General features: G+C 69.4%; 10 protein-coding genes. 6 read left to right on the plus strand and 4 right to left on the minus strand.

The window, feature by feature from the left end:
• The 3 genes from H5407_RS05590 to H5407_RS05600 all read left to right on the plus strand — a co-directional run bounded on the left by H5407_RS05590 (position 1) and on the right by H5407_RS05600 (position 4664).
• Positions 1–1233 carry an ABC transporter substrate-binding protein gene (locus tag H5407_RS05590; protein ID WP_183103450.1) on the plus strand — a complete coding sequence of 411 codons (1233 nt, stop codon included), beginning with the start codon at positions 1–3 and terminating at the stop codon, positions 1231–1233.
• Positions 1234–1371: 138 nt separating this feature from the next.
• Entirely contained in the window at positions 1372–2838 is a 1467-nt protein-coding gene (locus H5407_RS05595) for a TldD/PmbA family protein (protein ID WP_183103451.1), read from the plus strand.
• A 26-nt stretch (positions 2839–2864) separates the two neighbouring features.
• The gene (locus tag H5407_RS05600) at positions 2865–4664 is read left to right on the plus strand and encodes a hypothetical protein (protein ID WP_183103452.1); all 1800 of its coding nucleotides are present in this window, start codon (positions 2865–2867) and stop codon (positions 4662–4664) included.
• Positions 4665–4691: 27 nt separating this feature from the next.
• Here H5407_RS05600 and gap read toward each other — a convergent pair whose 3' ends face one another.
• The 3 genes from gap to tkt all read right to left on the minus strand — a co-directional run bounded on the left by gap (position 4692) and on the right by tkt (position 8965).
• Positions 4692–5690, minus strand: a complete 999-nt coding sequence (gene gap / locus H5407_RS05605) for a type I glyceraldehyde-3-phosphate dehydrogenase (RefSeq protein ID WP_183103453.1) — start codon at positions 5688–5690, stop codon at positions 4692–4694.
• A 159-nt stretch (positions 5691–5849) separates the two neighbouring features.
• Positions 5850–6875 carry a hypothetical protein gene (locus H5407_RS05610; protein ID WP_183103454.1) on the minus strand — a complete coding sequence of 342 codons (1026 nt, stop codon included), beginning with the start codon at positions 6873–6875 and terminating at the stop codon, positions 5850–5852.
• Between the two features lie 47 nt (positions 6876–6922).
• Complete coding sequence (gene tkt, locus H5407_RS05615) at positions 6923–8965, minus strand: transketolase (protein ID WP_183103455.1); 2043 nt, start codon at positions 8963–8965, stop codon at positions 6923–6925.
• A 212-nt stretch (positions 8966–9177) separates the two neighbouring features.
• Between tkt and H5407_RS05620 the strand changes: the two genes are divergently transcribed.
• The 3 genes from H5407_RS05620 (at position 9178) to H5407_RS05630 (ending at position 12457) form a co-directional block, all read left to right on the plus strand.
• Positions 9178–9798 carry a hemerythrin domain-containing protein gene (locus H5407_RS05620; RefSeq protein WP_183103456.1) on the plus strand — a complete coding sequence of 207 codons (621 nt, stop codon included), beginning with the start codon at positions 9178–9180 and terminating at the stop codon, positions 9796–9798.
• Between the two features lie 34 nt (positions 9799–9832).
• Positions 9833–10543 (plus strand): N-acetylmuramate alpha-1-phosphate uridylyltransferase MurU, encoded by a 711-nt coding sequence (gene murU / locus H5407_RS05625; protein WP_183103457.1) that lies wholly within the window; start codon positions 9833–9835, stop codon positions 10541–10543.
• 294 nt (positions 10544–10837) lie between these two features.
• Entirely contained in the window at positions 10838–12457 is a 1620-nt protein-coding gene (locus tag H5407_RS05630; protein ID WP_183103458.1) for a M20/M25/M40 family metallo-hydrolase, read from the plus strand.
• Between the two features lie 98 nt (positions 12458–12555).
• Here H5407_RS05630 and H5407_RS05635 read toward each other — a convergent pair whose 3' ends face one another.
• Positions 12556–15714: a ligand-binding sensor domain-containing diguanylate cyclase gene (locus H5407_RS05635; protein WP_183103459.1), complete on the minus strand. Its 3159-nt coding sequence runs from the start codon at positions 15712–15714 to the stop codon at positions 12556–12558.
• Between the last annotated feature and the right edge of the window lie 121 nt (positions 15715–15835).

The raw sequence follows: 15835 nt of genomic DNA on the forward strand, positions 1-15835 counted from the left end.
ATGCGCCGAGTTCCCCCCTTCCCCACCCTGCTGCAGCGGCTGTGCCTGTGCCTGTGTCTGCTGCTCGCAGCCTGCCAGAAGCTCAGCCCTCAGCAGGAACGCGAGCAGCGCCTCGCGGCCTCCCGCGGTGACCTCCTGGTGGCCCTGGCCTGGCCACTGGGCGGCGGCAAGTCCACGCTGCTCAAGGGGGTTCAGCTCGCGACGGAGCAGGTGAATGCGGGCGGTGGCGCCTTCGACGGGCGTGCGCTGCGGCTGCTGGTCAAGGACGATGGCGGCACGCTGGCCCATGGCCGCATGGCCGCGCAGGAGATCGCCAACCACGAGGACGTGGTGGCCACGATCGGCCACCTCAACACCTTCATCGCCATTCCGGCCGCCCGCATCTACGAGCGGGCCGGCATCCTCTACCTCTCGCCTGGCTCGAGCGGCAACAAGCTCACCGAGGGCGGCAGCAGCCTCACCTTCCGGACGCTGCAGAACAACAGCGACCAGGGGCGCCAGATCTGCGACTACGCGCGCAGCCAGGGCCTGCACAACATCGCGGTCTACTACATCAAGAACGAGTACGGCACGGACCTGGCCAACCACTTCGAGCAGCAGTGCCGCGAGATGGGCGTGCAGATCGCCGACCGCCGCTCCTACCGCATGGGTGGGGACCACTACGCGGCCGTGATGCACGACTGGGCCTCGCTGCTGCACTTCGACGCCATCTTCCTGGCCGGCTCACTGCCGGAGAGCGCCCAGATTGTGAGGGAGGCGCGCCAGGCCGGTATCCGCGTGCCGATCTTCGGCGCGGCCGGCCTGGACTCACTGCAGCTGATCGAACTGGGCGGGCGCGATGTCGAGGGCGTCGTGGTGTTCTCCCAGTTCAGCCATCAGACACCGCGGCCGGAGGTCGCGGCCTTCGTGAAGGCCTACCAGGCCCGCTTCGGCACGCTGCCGGACAGCAGCGCTGCCCAGGGCTACGACACGATGATGCTGCTGGCCCGCGCCCTGCGCGACGCTCGGTCGGCCGTGCCCGCACGCATTGCCGAGTCCCTGCGGCAGGTGCGCGGCTTCCAGGGGGTGACCGGGGCGTTCGATGTCAGCGCCAGCGGCGACGTGATCGGCAAGGTGATGACGCCGCTGGTGGTGCGCGAAGGCCGTTTCCAGCGTCTGGAGGCCCCAGCCCTTGCGACCTCCGCGGCGGCGGGAGGCGCTGCGGCGTCGGACGCCGCGGTGCCTCCCCCCTGATTTCGCATCCAGCGGCGCCCGAGGTAGCCTTGCGGGCTGGCGCAGGCCGGATACGGCCGGTGCGCAGAACCCCGCACGGCGCAGGATGGAACGGCGCCCTCAATCCCCGGATCTCGCCCGCCGCCCACCCGGCCTGACATGAACGACACGAGCTCTTCCCCAGCCCCGGCTTCCCCCGCCGCCTTTGCGGCGGGCTGCATCGACCACGCGCAGCTCCTGCAGGGCTGGCGTGAGCTGCAGCGCGGGGGCGTGCTGCTGGCCGATGTCTTCGCGCAGTCCTGGCAGCGCGCGGCATGGGTCCTGCGCAATGGCCGCCTGCACAGCGGCGAGGCGAGGACCGAGCAGGGCGTGGGCCTGCGCTGCGTCGGCGAGGGCTGCAGCGCCCTGGTCAACGGGGCCGACCTGGACCCGGCCAGCTTCGAAGCCGCATTGCGCGGTGCGCAGGAAGCGCTGCGCAGCTTCCCTCGCCGGCACCGGTCGCCGCACAGCCCCCGGGGGGTGATCCATGTGGCGCCGGGCCCTGCGTCCCGGCCCACGGTCCTCGATCCGCCCGATGCCCGACTGGCACCCGAACAAGTGCAGGCTTGGCTGGTCGGCATCGAGGACGGGCTGCGCAGGGAGATTCCGGGGGTGCTCGATGTGGAGCTCGCGCTGCGTCACGAGGAGTGCCGAACGCTGCTCGTGAGCCCGCAGGGGCAGCCTGTGGCCGAGCGGCGGCGCTACACCTGGCTGGAGTTGGAGCTGGTGGCCACGGGCCGCCCTGATCCGGTTGCCGTGTTTCGGACGCTGGGATGGCGCGCAGGCTCCCCGACGCCGCAAGCCGCCGCGCTGGCGACCTTCCTGAGCGCCTTCTGCGAGGCCGTGGCCCAGCAGCGCGAGGCTAGGCCGGCGCCCGCCGGCCCCCTGCCCCTGGTGCTGGGCCCCGGTGGCCCGGGGCTGCTGATGCATGAGGTGATCGGCCACGCACTGGAGGGGGACGCGCTGCACAAAGGCATCTCGCCCTTCTCTGGACAGTTGGGCCGGCGCATCGCCGCCCCCTGCGTGCAGCTGGTGGACGATGGCACCCGCGCGGGGGCCTGGGGCAGCCTGCAGTGCGACGACGAGGGTCAGCCCAGCCGCACGACCGTGCTGATCGAGAACGGGCGTCTGCGAGGCGGCCTGCACGACCAGACCAGCGCGATGCGCATGGGCGTGCCGCACAGTGCCAATGCCCGACGCGCAAGTGCAGCCAGCCTGCCGCAGCCCCGCATGACCAACACCTGTCTGCTGCCTGGCCATGCGGACCCCGGCGAGATCCTCGCCTCGGTCCAGCATGGCGTGTACATCGCCGAACTCGCGGGCGGCCAGGCCAACATCAGCACCGGCACCTTCACCTTCGAGTCCGATCAGGCCTTCCTCATCGAGCACGGACGGATCACCGCACCCCTGCTCGGCTGCACCTTCACCGGCACCAGTCGCGAGGTGCTGCGCAACGTCCGGCTCGTAGGCAGCGACTTCGCCATGGACCCGGGCTACGGCACTTGCGTCAAGAAGGGGCAGCGCCTGCATGTCGGCTTCGGGCAGCCCACGGTACGTGTCGATGGCCTGACCGTCGGCGGCCGCTAGGCGCCTCTCTCACCGCTCACCCAGCCATGTACCTGCGTCCCCCACTCCTGCAGACCTCCTTGCTGAGCATCGGGCTTGCCGTGCTGACCGGGACGGCCGATGCGGCCCCTCGCTCCACGCCCGTCCCGCCTGACCCTTTCGTGCAGCTCACGCTGCGGCGGCTGGATGACGCATCCCTGGAGCTGCGCTATGAGCTGCCAGCCGGCTGCACCCGGGCCGCCTTCGCCCAACAGGACCCGGCAAGCCAGGCCTTCCGGCGGACCTGGGTGCCCTTGGATGACTGCGGACCCACGGATGGCGTCCACCTCGGTCCGCTCGAGGCGACCGGCGAGACCTGCCGGCAACGGCGCTTCCGGGTGCCGACCACCACCGCCCGAGCCGCCGCCTTCCCGCCCGCCTTCCCGATGCAAGGGGCGACCTATGTGCACACGGGTGACTACGCCTTGACGGGCCACTGCAGCCGCATGCGGCACCATGTCGAGGCGGAGCGGATCGGCGTGTCGGGACGCTTCGTCCTCGGGCATGCCAGCCCGGAGCCAGCCGGAGACGGGCAGGTGTCCGCACTGCTCCTGGACCGGGCGAGCCCCGTCCGGGAGCAGCCGCTGCCGGCCTTTCTCGATCCACGCCTGCCACCGGGCGAGGCGGCGCGGATCCTGCAGCTTGCCCAGGCCACGCGGACGGCGCTCACCCGGGCGCTGCCGGGCGCCCGCTACCAGCCTGTCGTCTTGGCCGCGACGGTGGCCCGGCGGGACGGCGAGGCAGGCGAGCCTGGAGTGAACGGCGATGCGCACGATGTGCTGCGCCTGACCCTCGTCAACTGGCCGGCACAGCCCGACCGCGAAAGCGAACGCTTGCTGGCCCGGCTCGTCAGCCACGAGATCAGCCACCGCTTCCAGCGAAGGGACCTCACGGCAGCAGACCCGCAGGGGCGGCTGATCCACGAAGGTGGCGCCGAGTTCCTGCGCTGGCGGGTGTCGCTGGCACAGGGATGGATCACCGCGGAGGAGGCTGCGCAGGAGGTGACGGGCGCCCTGCAGCGCTGCCGGGCCAGCTCGGGCGGGCGTCCCTGGGCCGCGCTGAGCCTCGCCGAGCGCGATGCAAGAAGACGCCCTTACGACTGCGGTTTCGCGGTGTATGCCATGGCACTCGCAGCCGCCCCGGGGCCGCAGGACGCCTGGGCACGCATCGACGACTACTACCTCGAGCTTGGCGCGGGCCGAGCCCCCGACTTCGCCACGGCGCTAAGCTGCGGTCTGCGCGCCACCTGCACCCCAGCGGGCGCGAGGGCCCTGCAGCACCTGCGCGCGCTGCTCGAAGGTCCGCAGACGATGGACGAGGCCTGGCAGCAATGGCTGGCCGCGCTGCCTTGGATCACACCGCAGCCGCCGTCCGCGGCCGATCGGGAGGAGCGCCTGGCCCTGTGGCTGGCCACCCTGATGCGCAAAGACTGCGGGGGCGCGGTGAGCCTCACCCCGGGACCAGGGCGCGTCACCCTGGACGGCCTGCCCGGCTGCCAGGTGCTGCGCGAGGACCTGACCGTCACGACAGTCGATGGCCTGGCCCTGGCCGATGCTCGCCTGCCCGCGCACCTCGACGCCCGCTGCCGCGAGGCACAAGGCAGTCCGGCTGTCGAGCTGGGCAGTCCGCAAGGGCGGTCCGTGGTGCTGCCTTGCGCAGACACCGAGGGCTTGGCACGTCCCACCTACCGCGTGGACCTGCCAGCCCTGCTCCGGGCCCTGGAAAGGACGCCCGCCGCCGCGCGGACCGCGTCATCCATGAAGAAGGCCGCCAGGTCGAGCGACCGGGCGGCCTTGCATCGAGATTGAAACGCGGCCCTGCGGCCGCGCCGGGTCTTACTTGGCGACCACGCGGACCATTTCCAGGACCTTGTTGGAATAGCCCCATTCGTTGTCGTACCAGGACACGATCTTGACGAAGGTGCTGTCCAGGGCGATGCCGGCTTCAGCATCGAACACCGAGGTGCAGGACTCGCCACGGAAGTCGGTGGCCACCACCTTGTCTTCCGTGTAGCCCAGCACGCCCTTGAGCGCGCCTTCGGACTGGGCCTTCATTTCGGCGCAGATGTCGGCGTAGCTGGCAGCGTTGTTCAGCTCGACGGTCAGATCGACCACGGAGACGTCGGAGGTCGGCACGCGGAAGGACATGCCGGTCAGCTTCTTGTTCAGCTCGGGGATCACCACGCCCACGGCCTTGGCGGCACCGGTGCTGCTGGGGATGATGTTCTCGAGGATGCCGCGGCCGCCGCGCCAGTCCTTGTTGGACGGGCCGTCCACGGTCTTCTGGGTGGCGGTGGCGGCGTGCACGGTGGTCATCAGACCGCGCTTGATGCCCCACTTGTCGTTCAGCACCTTGGCCACGGGGGCCAGGCAGTTGGTGGTGCACGAGGCGTTGGAGATGATGGCCTGGCCGGCGTAGGTCTTGTCGTTGACGCCGTAGACGAACATGGGGGTGTCGTCCTTGGACGGGGCCGACATGATCACCTTCTTGGCGCCGGCCTTCAGGTGGGCCTCGGCGGTGTCCTTGGTCAGGAACAGGCCGGTGGACTCGACGACGATGTCGGCACCGACCTCATCCCACTTCAGCTCGGCCGGGTTCTTCACGGCGGTCAGGCGGATCTTCTTGCCGTTGACGATCAGGGTGTTGCCGTCCACGGCCACGTCCCCCTTGAAGCGGCCGTGCACGCTGTCGTACTTCAGCATGTAGGCCAGGTAGTCCGGCTCCAGCAGGTCGTTGATGCCCACGACCTCGATGTCATTGAAGTTCTGGACAGCGGCGCGGAACACCATGCGGCCGATACGGCCGAAGCCATTGATACCGATCTTGATCGTCATGCGGAAGTCTCCGGAGTGAAATGAAAAAGCTGTGAAATCTCGACTGCGCGGGATTTTCGCCGATTCCGGAGCCCTGGGCGCTGCCGCCCCGGAACAAAGGGGGTACGCAGGCTGCACTTTTCGATCCAGCGCAAGCCCGCGCCCCTCCGCGCCCGCCCGTCAGCGCGCCGCCGCCGTCGCGGCGGGTTCGAGGTCCAGCTGTCCGCAAGGCACCTGGATCTGCAGGGTCTGCCCGAAGAGCTCGTTGGACTGCTTCTCGGAGCCAAAGGCCAGCTGGCGCTGGTTGAGCCACTTGAGGAAGGGGATGCGGTTGGGATCGCGCTCGCCCTCCACCTCGACCTCGTTGGGCAGGGCCGGCCCGTACATCGTGTAGTTGACCTTGAAGGGGCAGTTCATGGTGTTGAAGTCGAAGAAGGCCTTCAGCTGCTGCACGCCCTGGGTCATGCTGAGGAAGGCCATCAGCGTGAAGGCGTCATGCTTCAGCACATAGCGCCGGTGGCCGGCCGGCGTGAAGGTGAACTGCTGCTGCATGGCCTGCGGCCCCTCCTGCCCGGTACGGCAGGGCATGCGATAGCTGCGGACCCGCTCGACGACGGACGCCTCCAGGCGCTTGTCGCCCGTCGAGTGCAGCAGCTTGACCTCCGGCGGCTGCTCCCCGTTGCCGGTGAACATCGCCGCGGCCACCACGTGCTGGACCTGGGTCGACAGCGTCAGGGGCGCATGCATGCCCTCGCGGGGCATCACGATGCAGAAGGAGTGCCGTCGCTGCGGCGCCTCCGGCACGGGCAGGTCCTCCATGGCGGTGTTGCTGAAGCTGAACTCCTGCACCGCGCTGACGGTGCCGTCCTCGGGCTGCAGGCAAGGCAGGCGGTAATCCGCCACATAGCGGTAGACGCGGTCCTGCATGTCCTCGCGGGCCGTGTTGCTGAGCACCTCGACGCGCGGCGCGGCGTCCGGCTTCTCAAAATGCAGGCGCAGGCGCATGAAGCCGCTGCCTCGGTCGAGCTGATGCTTGGCGGGGTACTCGATGGCCGACGACGGCCGCTTCAGGCAGCTCAGCGACTGAGCCGCCGAGGGCGGCGTGCTGTCGGTCTGGGCCTGGGCGGCACCGCTCATGGCGGCGGCAATGAAAAAGGCCGCCAGCAGGCGGCCTTTCGTGGCGTTGATGCGCGATTTTTCTGTCATGCGCTCCTCCTGTGGTGAAGCGCACACTGTATAGCCCTTCGAGGCGCTTAACGCTTCAGACGTGCGGCCCCCACCGCCACCTTGACCGTGTCCACCACGTTCTCGGCCGTGAAGCCGAAGTGCTTGAACAGCACCGGCGCCGGAGCGGATTCGCCATAGGTGTCGATGCCCACGACGGCCGAGACGCCGTACTTCCACCAGAAGTCCGTCACGCCGGCCTCCACGGCCACGCGGGGCACGCCCGCGGGCAGCACGCTGGCCTTGTAGGCGGCGTCCTGGCGGTCGAACACGTTTGTGCTGGGCACCGAGACCACGCGGGCGGCGATGCCGTCCTTGGCCAGCAGGGCCTGGGCATTCATGGCCAGCTGCACTTCCGAACCCGAGGCCATGATCACCACCTGGGCCTTCTTCTTCAGGCCCACCTCGGCGGGCTCGGCCAGCACGTAGGCGCCGCGGGCGATTTCATCGACGGCGGTCTTGGGCGCATAGGGCAGGTTCTGGCGCGACAGGGCCAGCACGCTGGGGCGCTGGGCGTTGCCAATGGCCATGGTCCAGGCGACCACGGTCTCGACGGTATCGGCCGGGCGCCAGACGTCCAGGCCCGGGATCAGGCGCAGGCTGGAAACGTGCTCGATGGACTGGTGCGTCGGGCCGTCTTCGCCCAGGCCGATGGAGTCATGGGTGAAGACGTGGATGACGCGCTGCTTCATCAGCGCGGCCATGCGGATGGCGTTGCGGCTGTAGTCACTGAAGGTCAGGAAGGTGCCGCCGTAGGGGATGTAGCCGCCATGCAGGGCGATGCCGTTCATGATGGCGGCCATGCCGAACTCGCGCACGCCGTAGTTGATGTGGCGGCCACCGTTGGCGCTGCCATCGGCTTCCAGGCGGAAGGCGGGCGTGCTCTTGGTGTTGGTCAGGTTGGAGCCGGTCAGGTCGGCCGAGCCACCCAGCAGCTCGGGCAGCGCGGCGGTGAAGGCTTCCAGGGCCAGTTGGCTGGCCTTGCGGCTGGCCACGGTCTCGGCCTTCTCGTGGGCGGCCACGACGGCGTCCACGGCGATCTGTGCGAAGTTGGCGGGTAGCACGCCGGCCATGCGGCGCTGGAACTCGGCGGCCAGCTCGGGGTGGGCGGCGGCGTAGGCGTCGAAGCGCTCGTCCCAGGCCTTCTCGGCGGCGGCGCCGGCGGTCTTGGCGTCCCAGGCGGCGTAGACATCCGCCGGGATGTGGAAGGGCTCGTGGCCCCAGCCCAGCACCTCGCGGGTCAGCTTGATTTCCTCGGCGCCCAGGGGCTCGCCGTGGGCCTTGGCGGTGTTGGCACGGTTGGGCGAGCCCTTGCCGATATGGGTCTTGGAGATGATCAGCGTGGGCTTGTCGCTGCTCTTCTTGGCGGCGGCAATGGCGGCGTCCACGGCGTCCACGTCATGGCCGTCGATGGGGCCGATCACGTTCCAGCCATAGGCCTCGAAACGCTGAGCGGTGTTGTCGATGAACCAGGGGGCGACCTGGCCGTCGATGGAGATGCCGTTGTCGTCGTACAGAGCGACCAGCTTGTTCAGCTTCCAAGCGCCGGCCAGGGCACAGGCCTCGTGCGAGATGCCTTCCATCAGGCAGCCATCGCCCAGGAAAACGTAGGTGTGGTGATCGACGACAGCGTGACCCTCACGGTTGAATTCCTTGGCCAGCATCTTCTCCGCCAGGGCCAGACCCACGGCGTTGGTGATGCCCTGGCCCAGGGGGCCGGTGGTCGTCTCGACGCCCGGGGTGATGCCCACCTCGGGGTGGCCCGGGGTCTTGCTGTGCAGCTGGCGGAAGTTCTTCAGCTCCTCGATCGACAGCGCGTAGCCGCTCAGGTGCAGCAGGGCGTAGATCAGCATGGAACCGTGGCCGTTGGACAGCACGAAACGGTCGCGGTCCGCCCAGTGCGGGTTGGCCGGGTTGTGGCGCAGGTGGCGCCCCCAAAGGGCGACGGCCATCTCGGCCATGCCCATCGGTGCCCCCGGGTGACCGGAGTTGGCCTGCTGCACGGCGTCCATGGCCAGTGCGCGGATGGCGTGGGCCATCAGGGTGGGGGTGCTTGCAGCGGTGTCAACCATGGTGGGTGCGGGCGGTAAGTTGGGGGTAAACCCGGCATTTTAAGGGGCGATGAAGTCTCTTCGCCCCGCCTGCAAACCCTGGCTGCGCGCAAACGATTACGCCCCCGGGGTTCCGCCAAGGGCTTCACGCTTCTTGATCCATGGCAAGGCCACCGGGGCCTGCTGGCGCGAGTCTTCGTCAAAGCCTGAAAAGAACGCACGGAGACATCGCCATGACCGGCCCCAAGCCCCTGACCCTGCGCATCATCCGCGACGAGCATGCGGCCCTGGCCGCCATGCTGCGCACCCTGCCCCTGCTGCTGGCCGAGCACCGCCGCGTCGGCACTCTGCCCGACTTCGCCGCCCTGCGCGCCATGCTTTTTTATGTGGACGAGTTCCCGGAGCGCCTGCACCATCCCAAGGAGTCCGAGCTTCTCTTCCCCAAGCTGCGCGCCCGTGCGCCGGCCATGCGCGAGTTGCTGGACAAGCTCGACGAGGACCATGCCCGCGGCGAGCGCGCCATCCGCGACCTGGAGCACAGCCTGCTGGGCTTCGAGATGCTGGGCGATGCCCGCCGCGCCGCCTTCGAGCAGCAGGCCGAGCGCTATGTGCGCCACTACCTGCAGCACATGGACATCGAGGAGCGCGAGATCCTGCCCGCCGCCATGCAGCTCTTCAGCGAGGAGGACTGGCAGGACCTGGACCAGGCCTTCGCCGAGAACAAGGACCCGCTCACCGGCCGCCACCTGGGCCAGCTGCAGGCCGAGTTGGACGGGCCCTACCACGCCGTGTTCCAGCGCGTGCTCAATGCCTTGCCCGAACCGCTGGGCCTGGCGCCGCGCCTGCCGGGCTGAGGGCCCGGGCCCCGGGACTCGTAGACTGCGGGGCATGAGAGCCATCATCCTGGCGGCCGGCCGCGGCGAGCGCATGCGGCCCCTGACCGACCACACCCCCAAGCCCCTGCTGGACGTGCGCGGCCAGCCGCTGATCAGCTGGCACATCCAGGCCCTGGCCGCGGCCGGCGTGCGCGACGTCGTCATCAACTGCGCCTGGCTGGCCGAGCAGTTCCCGGCGCAGCTGGGGGACGGCAGCCGCTTTGGCCTGCGCCTGCACTACAGCGACGAGCAGCGCGACCACGGCCGCGCCCTGGAGACCGCCGGCGGCATCGCCAAGGCCCTGCCCCAGCTGTGCGCGGACGGCGACGAGGCCTTCTGGGTGCTGTCCGGCGACGTCTTCCTGCCCGGCCTGGTCCTGGACGTGCAGGCCGCCCGGGACTTCGCCGCCAGCGAGCGCCTGGCCCACCTCTGGCTGGTGCCCAACCAGCCGCATCATCCGCGCGGCGACTTCGGCATCAGCCCGCAAGGCCTGGCCCTCAGCGGCGAGGCGATCGGCCCGCGTTTCACCTGGTCCTGCGTGGGCCTCTTCAAGCGCGCCCTGTTCGAGGGCGTGGCCCCCGACCAGCCCCTGCCCCTGCGCCCCTGCCTGGAGCGCGGCATCGGCGCCGGGCGCATCAGCGCCTCGCTCTATGGCGGCGAATGGACGGACGTCGGCACGCCCGAACGCCTGGCCGCGGTGAACGCCCCGGCACCCGCCCCCTGAACGGCCTCGGCACCGCCCCAACGTCCTGATGCAAGGCGTCTGCCTGCCACAACAGGCAGGGGGGTCAGGCCGTCTGGACCCCTGTCAAGTCTTACAGATTCGCCCAGGCAATGAGCCGAACGGACTGCGAATCCAGCACAAACCCTGAGCACAACGGGCGATTGCCGCCCGAACAATCGCGTCGCCGACGCTGGCAGTCCCGCAGCGCGCAAGCAACAGGGGCCTGCTGACATTGATCGCTGCCACGAGCAGGGCGGTGTGAGGTCCCATCTTCCTTACCTTTAGGAGACCTCCATGCAACGCAAGAATGCCTTGTCTGCCCTGGCCCTCGCCGCCAGCCTCTTCTGCCTCAGCGTCCCGGCCCAGGCTGGTGACAAAGTCTGGATCAGCCTGGGCGACGGCGCCTTCGCCGAGCTGCAGAAGCTGCAGCCTGGCGCCCGCGCCACCGCCTCCGTGGCCGTGTCCGAGGCCCAGCTGCGCCGCGGCGACATCGCCGGCCTGGCCACGCCCAGCGCCGCCCTCAAGGCCGAGAAGCTGCATCTGGTGCAGCTCGACGAAGACCTGCTGCCAGCCCTCTCCAGCGCGCTGCATGAGAACCAGCACCGCTGCGGCGGCTACATGCACCACGCCAGCGAGCGCGACGGCCGTCGCGCCCTGGATCTGCACTCGGCCAGCCGCAGCAACGCCCGCATCCTGACCGAGCGCAGCACCCTGGCCACCCGCCCCAGCTACGTGATCGACCAGCAGACCGTGGTCAACCCCATGCTGTCGCAGATGCAGGCCAGCAACATCGTGCAGACCATCTCCGACCTGTCCAACAACTACAGCAACCGCTACTACCAAACCAGCGGCGGCGTGAACGCCTCGGACTGGCTGAAGAACAAGTGGCTGACCATGGCCAACGGCCGCACTGACATCACGGTGGAGCAGTTCACCCACAGCGGCTGGAAGCAGAAGTCGGTGATCGCCACCATCAAGGGCACGGACAACGGCAGCGAGATCGTGGTGCTGGGCGGCCACCTGGATTCGATCAACCAGTCCGGCACCTCCGAGACCACCCGCGCGCCGGGCGCCGATGACGACGCCTCCGGCGTCGCCAGCCTCACCGAGATCTACCGCACCCTGCTGGCCAACAACTACAAGCCGCGTCGCACCATCAAGTTCATGGCCTACGCGGCCGAGGAAGTGGGCCTGCGCGGTTCGGCGGAGATTGCCAACAGCTTCTCCGCGGCAGGCGCCAACGTCGTGGGCGTGATGCAGCTGGACATGACCAACTACAAGGGCTCAGCCAGCGACATCTACATCTTCACCGACTACACGGACAGCGCGCAGAACACCTTCGTCACCAACCTGATCAAGACCTACCTGCCGACCCTCGCCGTGGGCACCGACCGCTGCGGCTATGCCTGCTCGGACCACGCCTCCTGGAACGCCAAGGGCTATGCGACCACCATGCCCTTCGAGTCCTCAATGTCCGGCGACAACAAGAACATCCACACCGCCTACGACACCCTGGCCAACAGCGACAGCACCGGCGCCCATTCGCTGAAGTTCGCGCGCATGGGCCTGGCCTATGCGGTGGAGCTGGGCAGCGACGGCCCCACCACCACGCCCACCGACAAGACCGAGACCTTCTCCGGCAGCCTCAGCACGGGCCAGACGAAGAGCTACGGTCCCTTCAAGGTCAAGGGCGGCGGCTCGTTCAAGCTGTCCACCACCGGCACGGGTGACATCGACATCTACGGCAAGCTCGGCGCCGTGCCCACGACCAGCAGCTACGGCTGCAAGTCCGATGGCAGCACGGCCACGGAGAGCTGCACGATCAACGTCACGACGAACAGTGACGGCTATGTGCTGGTGAAGGGCTACACGGCTGGCAGCTACACGCTGACTGTGACCTACCGCCCGCAGTAAGGTGCAGGGCGCTGCGCCTGCCGTGGCGCCCTTTGAAGGCAGGCCTGGCCTCGCACCGCGGGGTCAGGTCTTGCTTCCCTCTGGATTCAGCGTCGCGCTCAGGCCTCGGCCCTGGCCGCCGGCACCGCATCGGGCTGCTGGCCCGAGCCGGCCACCTTGAGCCTGCCGGTGGCCGCCCATTCGGCCAGGGGCCGGCGGCTCCATTCGCGCAGCTCCTCCAGCGTGTCGGCCTCGGCGCTGACCAGGCCCAGCCAGCCGTCACGGCCAGCGCGCTTGACGGCGTAAAGCGCCGCATCGGCCAGGTCCACCACTGTGCTCCAGTCAAGCCCGCGCGGGAACTTCGTCGACAGCGGGAAGGCGGCAAAGCCCAGCGAGCAGGTGCGCCGCAGGGTGCGGCCGTCGTCCAGCTGGAAGTCGTAGCGCGACAGCGTGCGGCGTGCGCGCTCGGCCAGCTCGGCCGCATGGTGACGGTCGGTGTTGCGGGCCACGACCAGGAACTCCTCGCCGCCCCAGCGGATCAGGTAGTCCGCATCGCGGAAGACCTGGCGCAGCAAGGCCTGCATCTGGGCCAGCACGGCGTCACCGGCGGCGTGGCCGTAGTCGTCGTTGACCTGCTTGAAGTGATCCAGGTCCACCATGAAGAAGACCATGTCCTGCCCCGGCTCGCGGGCCATGCGCTGCACCTCGCCCTCATAGCCGCGCACCACACTGTTGATATCGGACTCGATGTGCTGGGCCAGGAAGCGGCGATTGCGCAGACCGGTCAGCGGATCGGTCAGGCTGGCCTCCTTGAGCGCCTGGCTCAGGGTGAGCAGCTCGTGCGTGCGCTCCCGCACCCGCGCCTCCAGCACAACCTGCGCACGGCGCAGGTAGCCGGTGCGGATCTGCACGATGCCGTAGATGCCCAGCAGGCCCAGCAGCACACCGCCCAGGCGCGCCCACCAGGTCTGCCACCAGGCCGGCAGCACATGCAGGGGGATCAGCAGCTCGTGCGGGCTCCACTGGCCGACGCGGTTGCTGCCCTGCACCTGCAGCAGGTAGCGGCCGGGATCGAGGTTGGTGTAGCTGGCGGTGCGCTGACTGGCCTCGCTGAGGATCCAGTCCTTGTCATAGCCCTGCAGCCGGTAGCGGTACTTCAGCACCGCCGGATGGCTGAAGTCCAGGGCGGCGAAGTCCACGCTGACATCGCGCTGCCCGGACTGCAGCACCACGGTGTGGCCCACGGGGCCCGGCGAGGTGCGCTCGCCAGCAATGCGCAGCTCGGACACCACCAGCGGCGGCTGGTAGGTCCAGGGCTTGAAGCGGCTGGCGTCGATGACCAACACGCCCTTGCTACCGCCGATGAGCATGCGCCCATCCTGCAGCCGGGTGTAGGCGCGGAACCAGCCCGTGCCGAAGGCGGCGCCGTCGGCCGCACTGAGCTCGTGGTGGCTGCCGGTCTTGGGATCAAAGACGGCGCGGTGGGTCCAGATGCGGCCCTGCTCGTCGTCCATCAGATTGGCACCGAAGGCCTTGCCTCCCAGGCCGTGGCGTTCGCTGACGCGGTCGAACAGGGCTTCCTGGCCCTCCCATCGCTGGAGCTTGTGAAGGCCGGCCGCCGTGTCCACCCAGAAACGCCCCTGGCGGTCCAGCAGCAGGCCCAGCACCGAGTGATTGGACAGACCCGCGCCGGCCGGGGAGCGCAGCTCCTCCAGCTCCTCGCCGCCCTTGGGCAGCAGGTAGAGCCCCCCCTCGCCGCCCATCCACAGGCGGCCGTCGGGGTCCTCGGCCAGGGCGTTGACGTCGCCACTGAGCTTGCGGCCACCACTGAGCGCCATGCGCTGCAGACGATCCTGGCCCGGGTCATAGCGGAAGAGCCCGTCCTGCGTGGCCACCCACAGCCGGCCCGCGCTGTCGGCCATCAGGCGCCGGATTCGCCCCTTGCCGGCGGCGTACTGGCCCAGCAGCTGGCGTGCCTCGTTGAAGCGGTAGAGGGCCGTGTCGGTGCCGACCCAGACCTGGCCGTCGGGCGTCTGCGCCAAGCCGCCCACGCGCCCGCCGCGGAAGCCACCACTGCCCTCCTGCGGCGCGATATGGCCCTGCAGATGCAGATCGCGGTCCAGGATGGCCACGCCGCGCTCGTTGGTCCCCATCCAGATGGCGCCGCTGCGCAGCTGCAGGATGCTGCGCACATCGGCCTGGGCCAGGGGGCTGCGCTCGTCGAGGTCGGAGTGCCGCACCCACAGGCCTGCATTGGCCGGGTTGTGCAGTTGCAGTCCTCCGCCATAGCTGCCCACCCAGATCCAGCCGGCGGCGTCCTTGACCAGGGCGCGCGCGTCGTTGCCGGCCAGACCCCAGGGGCGGCGGGTGTCATGCTGTAGGCGGCGCAGCAGGCGGCCGCTGGCGGGATCGCGCTCCTCGATGCCGCTGGCCCGCGCCATCCATAGGCGCTGCGGGTCGGGCGCCACCATGGCGTAGAGCGTGTCGCGCCGACCGGACTGCTCGCCCAGCTCCACCCATTGCAGCCTGGGAGACTCCTTGCCCAGGCGCAGGAGGTCGCCCTGCTGCGTGCCCACCCAAAGATGCCCGTCCGGCGATTCCGCCAGCAGGGTGATGATGCGCTCGCCCAGCGGGCGGCCCTCCACCTGCAGGGTCTCGAAGCGATCGGCGCCCTTGCGCAGGCGGGCCAGGCCGTTCCAGGTGCCTACCCACAGGTCGCCGTGGGAATCGAAGAAGAGGGTCTGGATGCGGTCGTCCGGCAGCCCGCTGGCGGCGCCCTGGCGGAAGTGGGTGAACTGGCCTGTGGCCGGATCGAAGCGGTCCAGGCCGCCGCCGATGGTGCCCACCCACAGCGTGCCATCCAGGGCCTGGGCCAGGGCGCGGACGGTGCCGGGGGCCAGGGCTTGCGGGTCGTCCGGCTTGCTGCGGAAGAAGGTCCAGCGGTCGGTCTGCGGGTCGAAGCGCGCCAGGCCGTCGCTCTCGGTGCCGATCCAGAGCACTCCTTCCTGCGAAGCCAGCAAGGAGCGCACGAAACTGGTGCCGGAGGGCGTCTTGCGACTGTCGTTGCCCAGTTGGTAGGTGCGCAGCTGGTAGCCGTCGAAGCGCACCAGACCGGCCGTGGTGCCGATCCAGATGAAGCCGCGCCCATCCTGGGCCAGGGCGGACACCACGCCATCGGTGATCGAGGCCACATCACCCACCGCCTCGAAGCGCGGCTCCACCAGCACATGCGCCGGGCCCAGCGCCTGGCCCCGGGCCGAAACAGCCAGCGCCATCATGACGAGCGCCGAAACGAATGGGCGTGAAAGCAGGCGAACAAGCATCCGGCAGATGTTAGCGGGGCAGCATGACACTCCCTTACAAAGAGGGAGCCACTCCCTCCTGAGTGGGGGGTGCGCG

The organism is Mitsuaria sp. WAJ17 (assembly GCF_014174515.1).
In the GTDB taxonomy this organism is placed as follows: Bacteria; Pseudomonadota; Gammaproteobacteria; order Burkholderiales; family Burkholderiaceae_C; genus Roseateles_B.

Coding starts and splice junctions, on each gene's coding strand:
- H5407_RS05600 (WP_183103452.1), top strand. CDS start 2,865: ATGTACCTGCGTCCCCCACTCCTGCAGACCTCCTTGCTGAGCATCGGG.
- murU (WP_183103457.1), top strand. CDS start 9,833: ATGAGAGCCATCATCCTGGCGGCCGGCCGCGGCGAGCGCATGCGGCCC.
- H5407_RS05630 (WP_183103458.1), top strand. CDS start 10,838: ATGCAACGCAAGAATGCCTTGTCTGCCCTGGCCCTCGCCGCCAGCCTC.
- gap (WP_183103453.1), bottom strand. CDS start 5,690: ATGACGATCAAGATCGGTATCAATGGCTTCGGCCGTATCGGCCGCATG.
- H5407_RS05590 (WP_183103450.1), top strand. CDS start 1: ATGCGCCGAGTTCCCCCCTTCCCCACCCTGCTGCAGCGGCTGTGCCTG.
- H5407_RS05620 (WP_183103456.1), top strand. CDS start 9,178: ATGACCGGCCCCAAGCCCCTGACCCTGCGCATCATCCGCGACGAGCAT.
- H5407_RS05595 (WP_183103451.1), top strand. CDS start 1,372: ATGAACGACACGAGCTCTTCCCCAGCCCCGGCTTCCCCCGCCGCCTTT.
- H5407_RS05610 (WP_183103454.1), bottom strand. CDS start 6,875: ATGACAGAAAAATCGCGCATCAACGCCACGAAAGGCCGCCTGCTGGCG.
- H5407_RS05635 (WP_183103459.1), bottom strand. CDS start 15,714: ATGATGGCGCTGGCTGTTTCGGCCCGGGGCCAGGCGCTGGGCCCGGCG.
- tkt (WP_183103455.1), bottom strand. CDS start 8,965: ATGGTTGACACCGCTGCAAGCACCCCCACCCTGATGGCCCACGCCATC.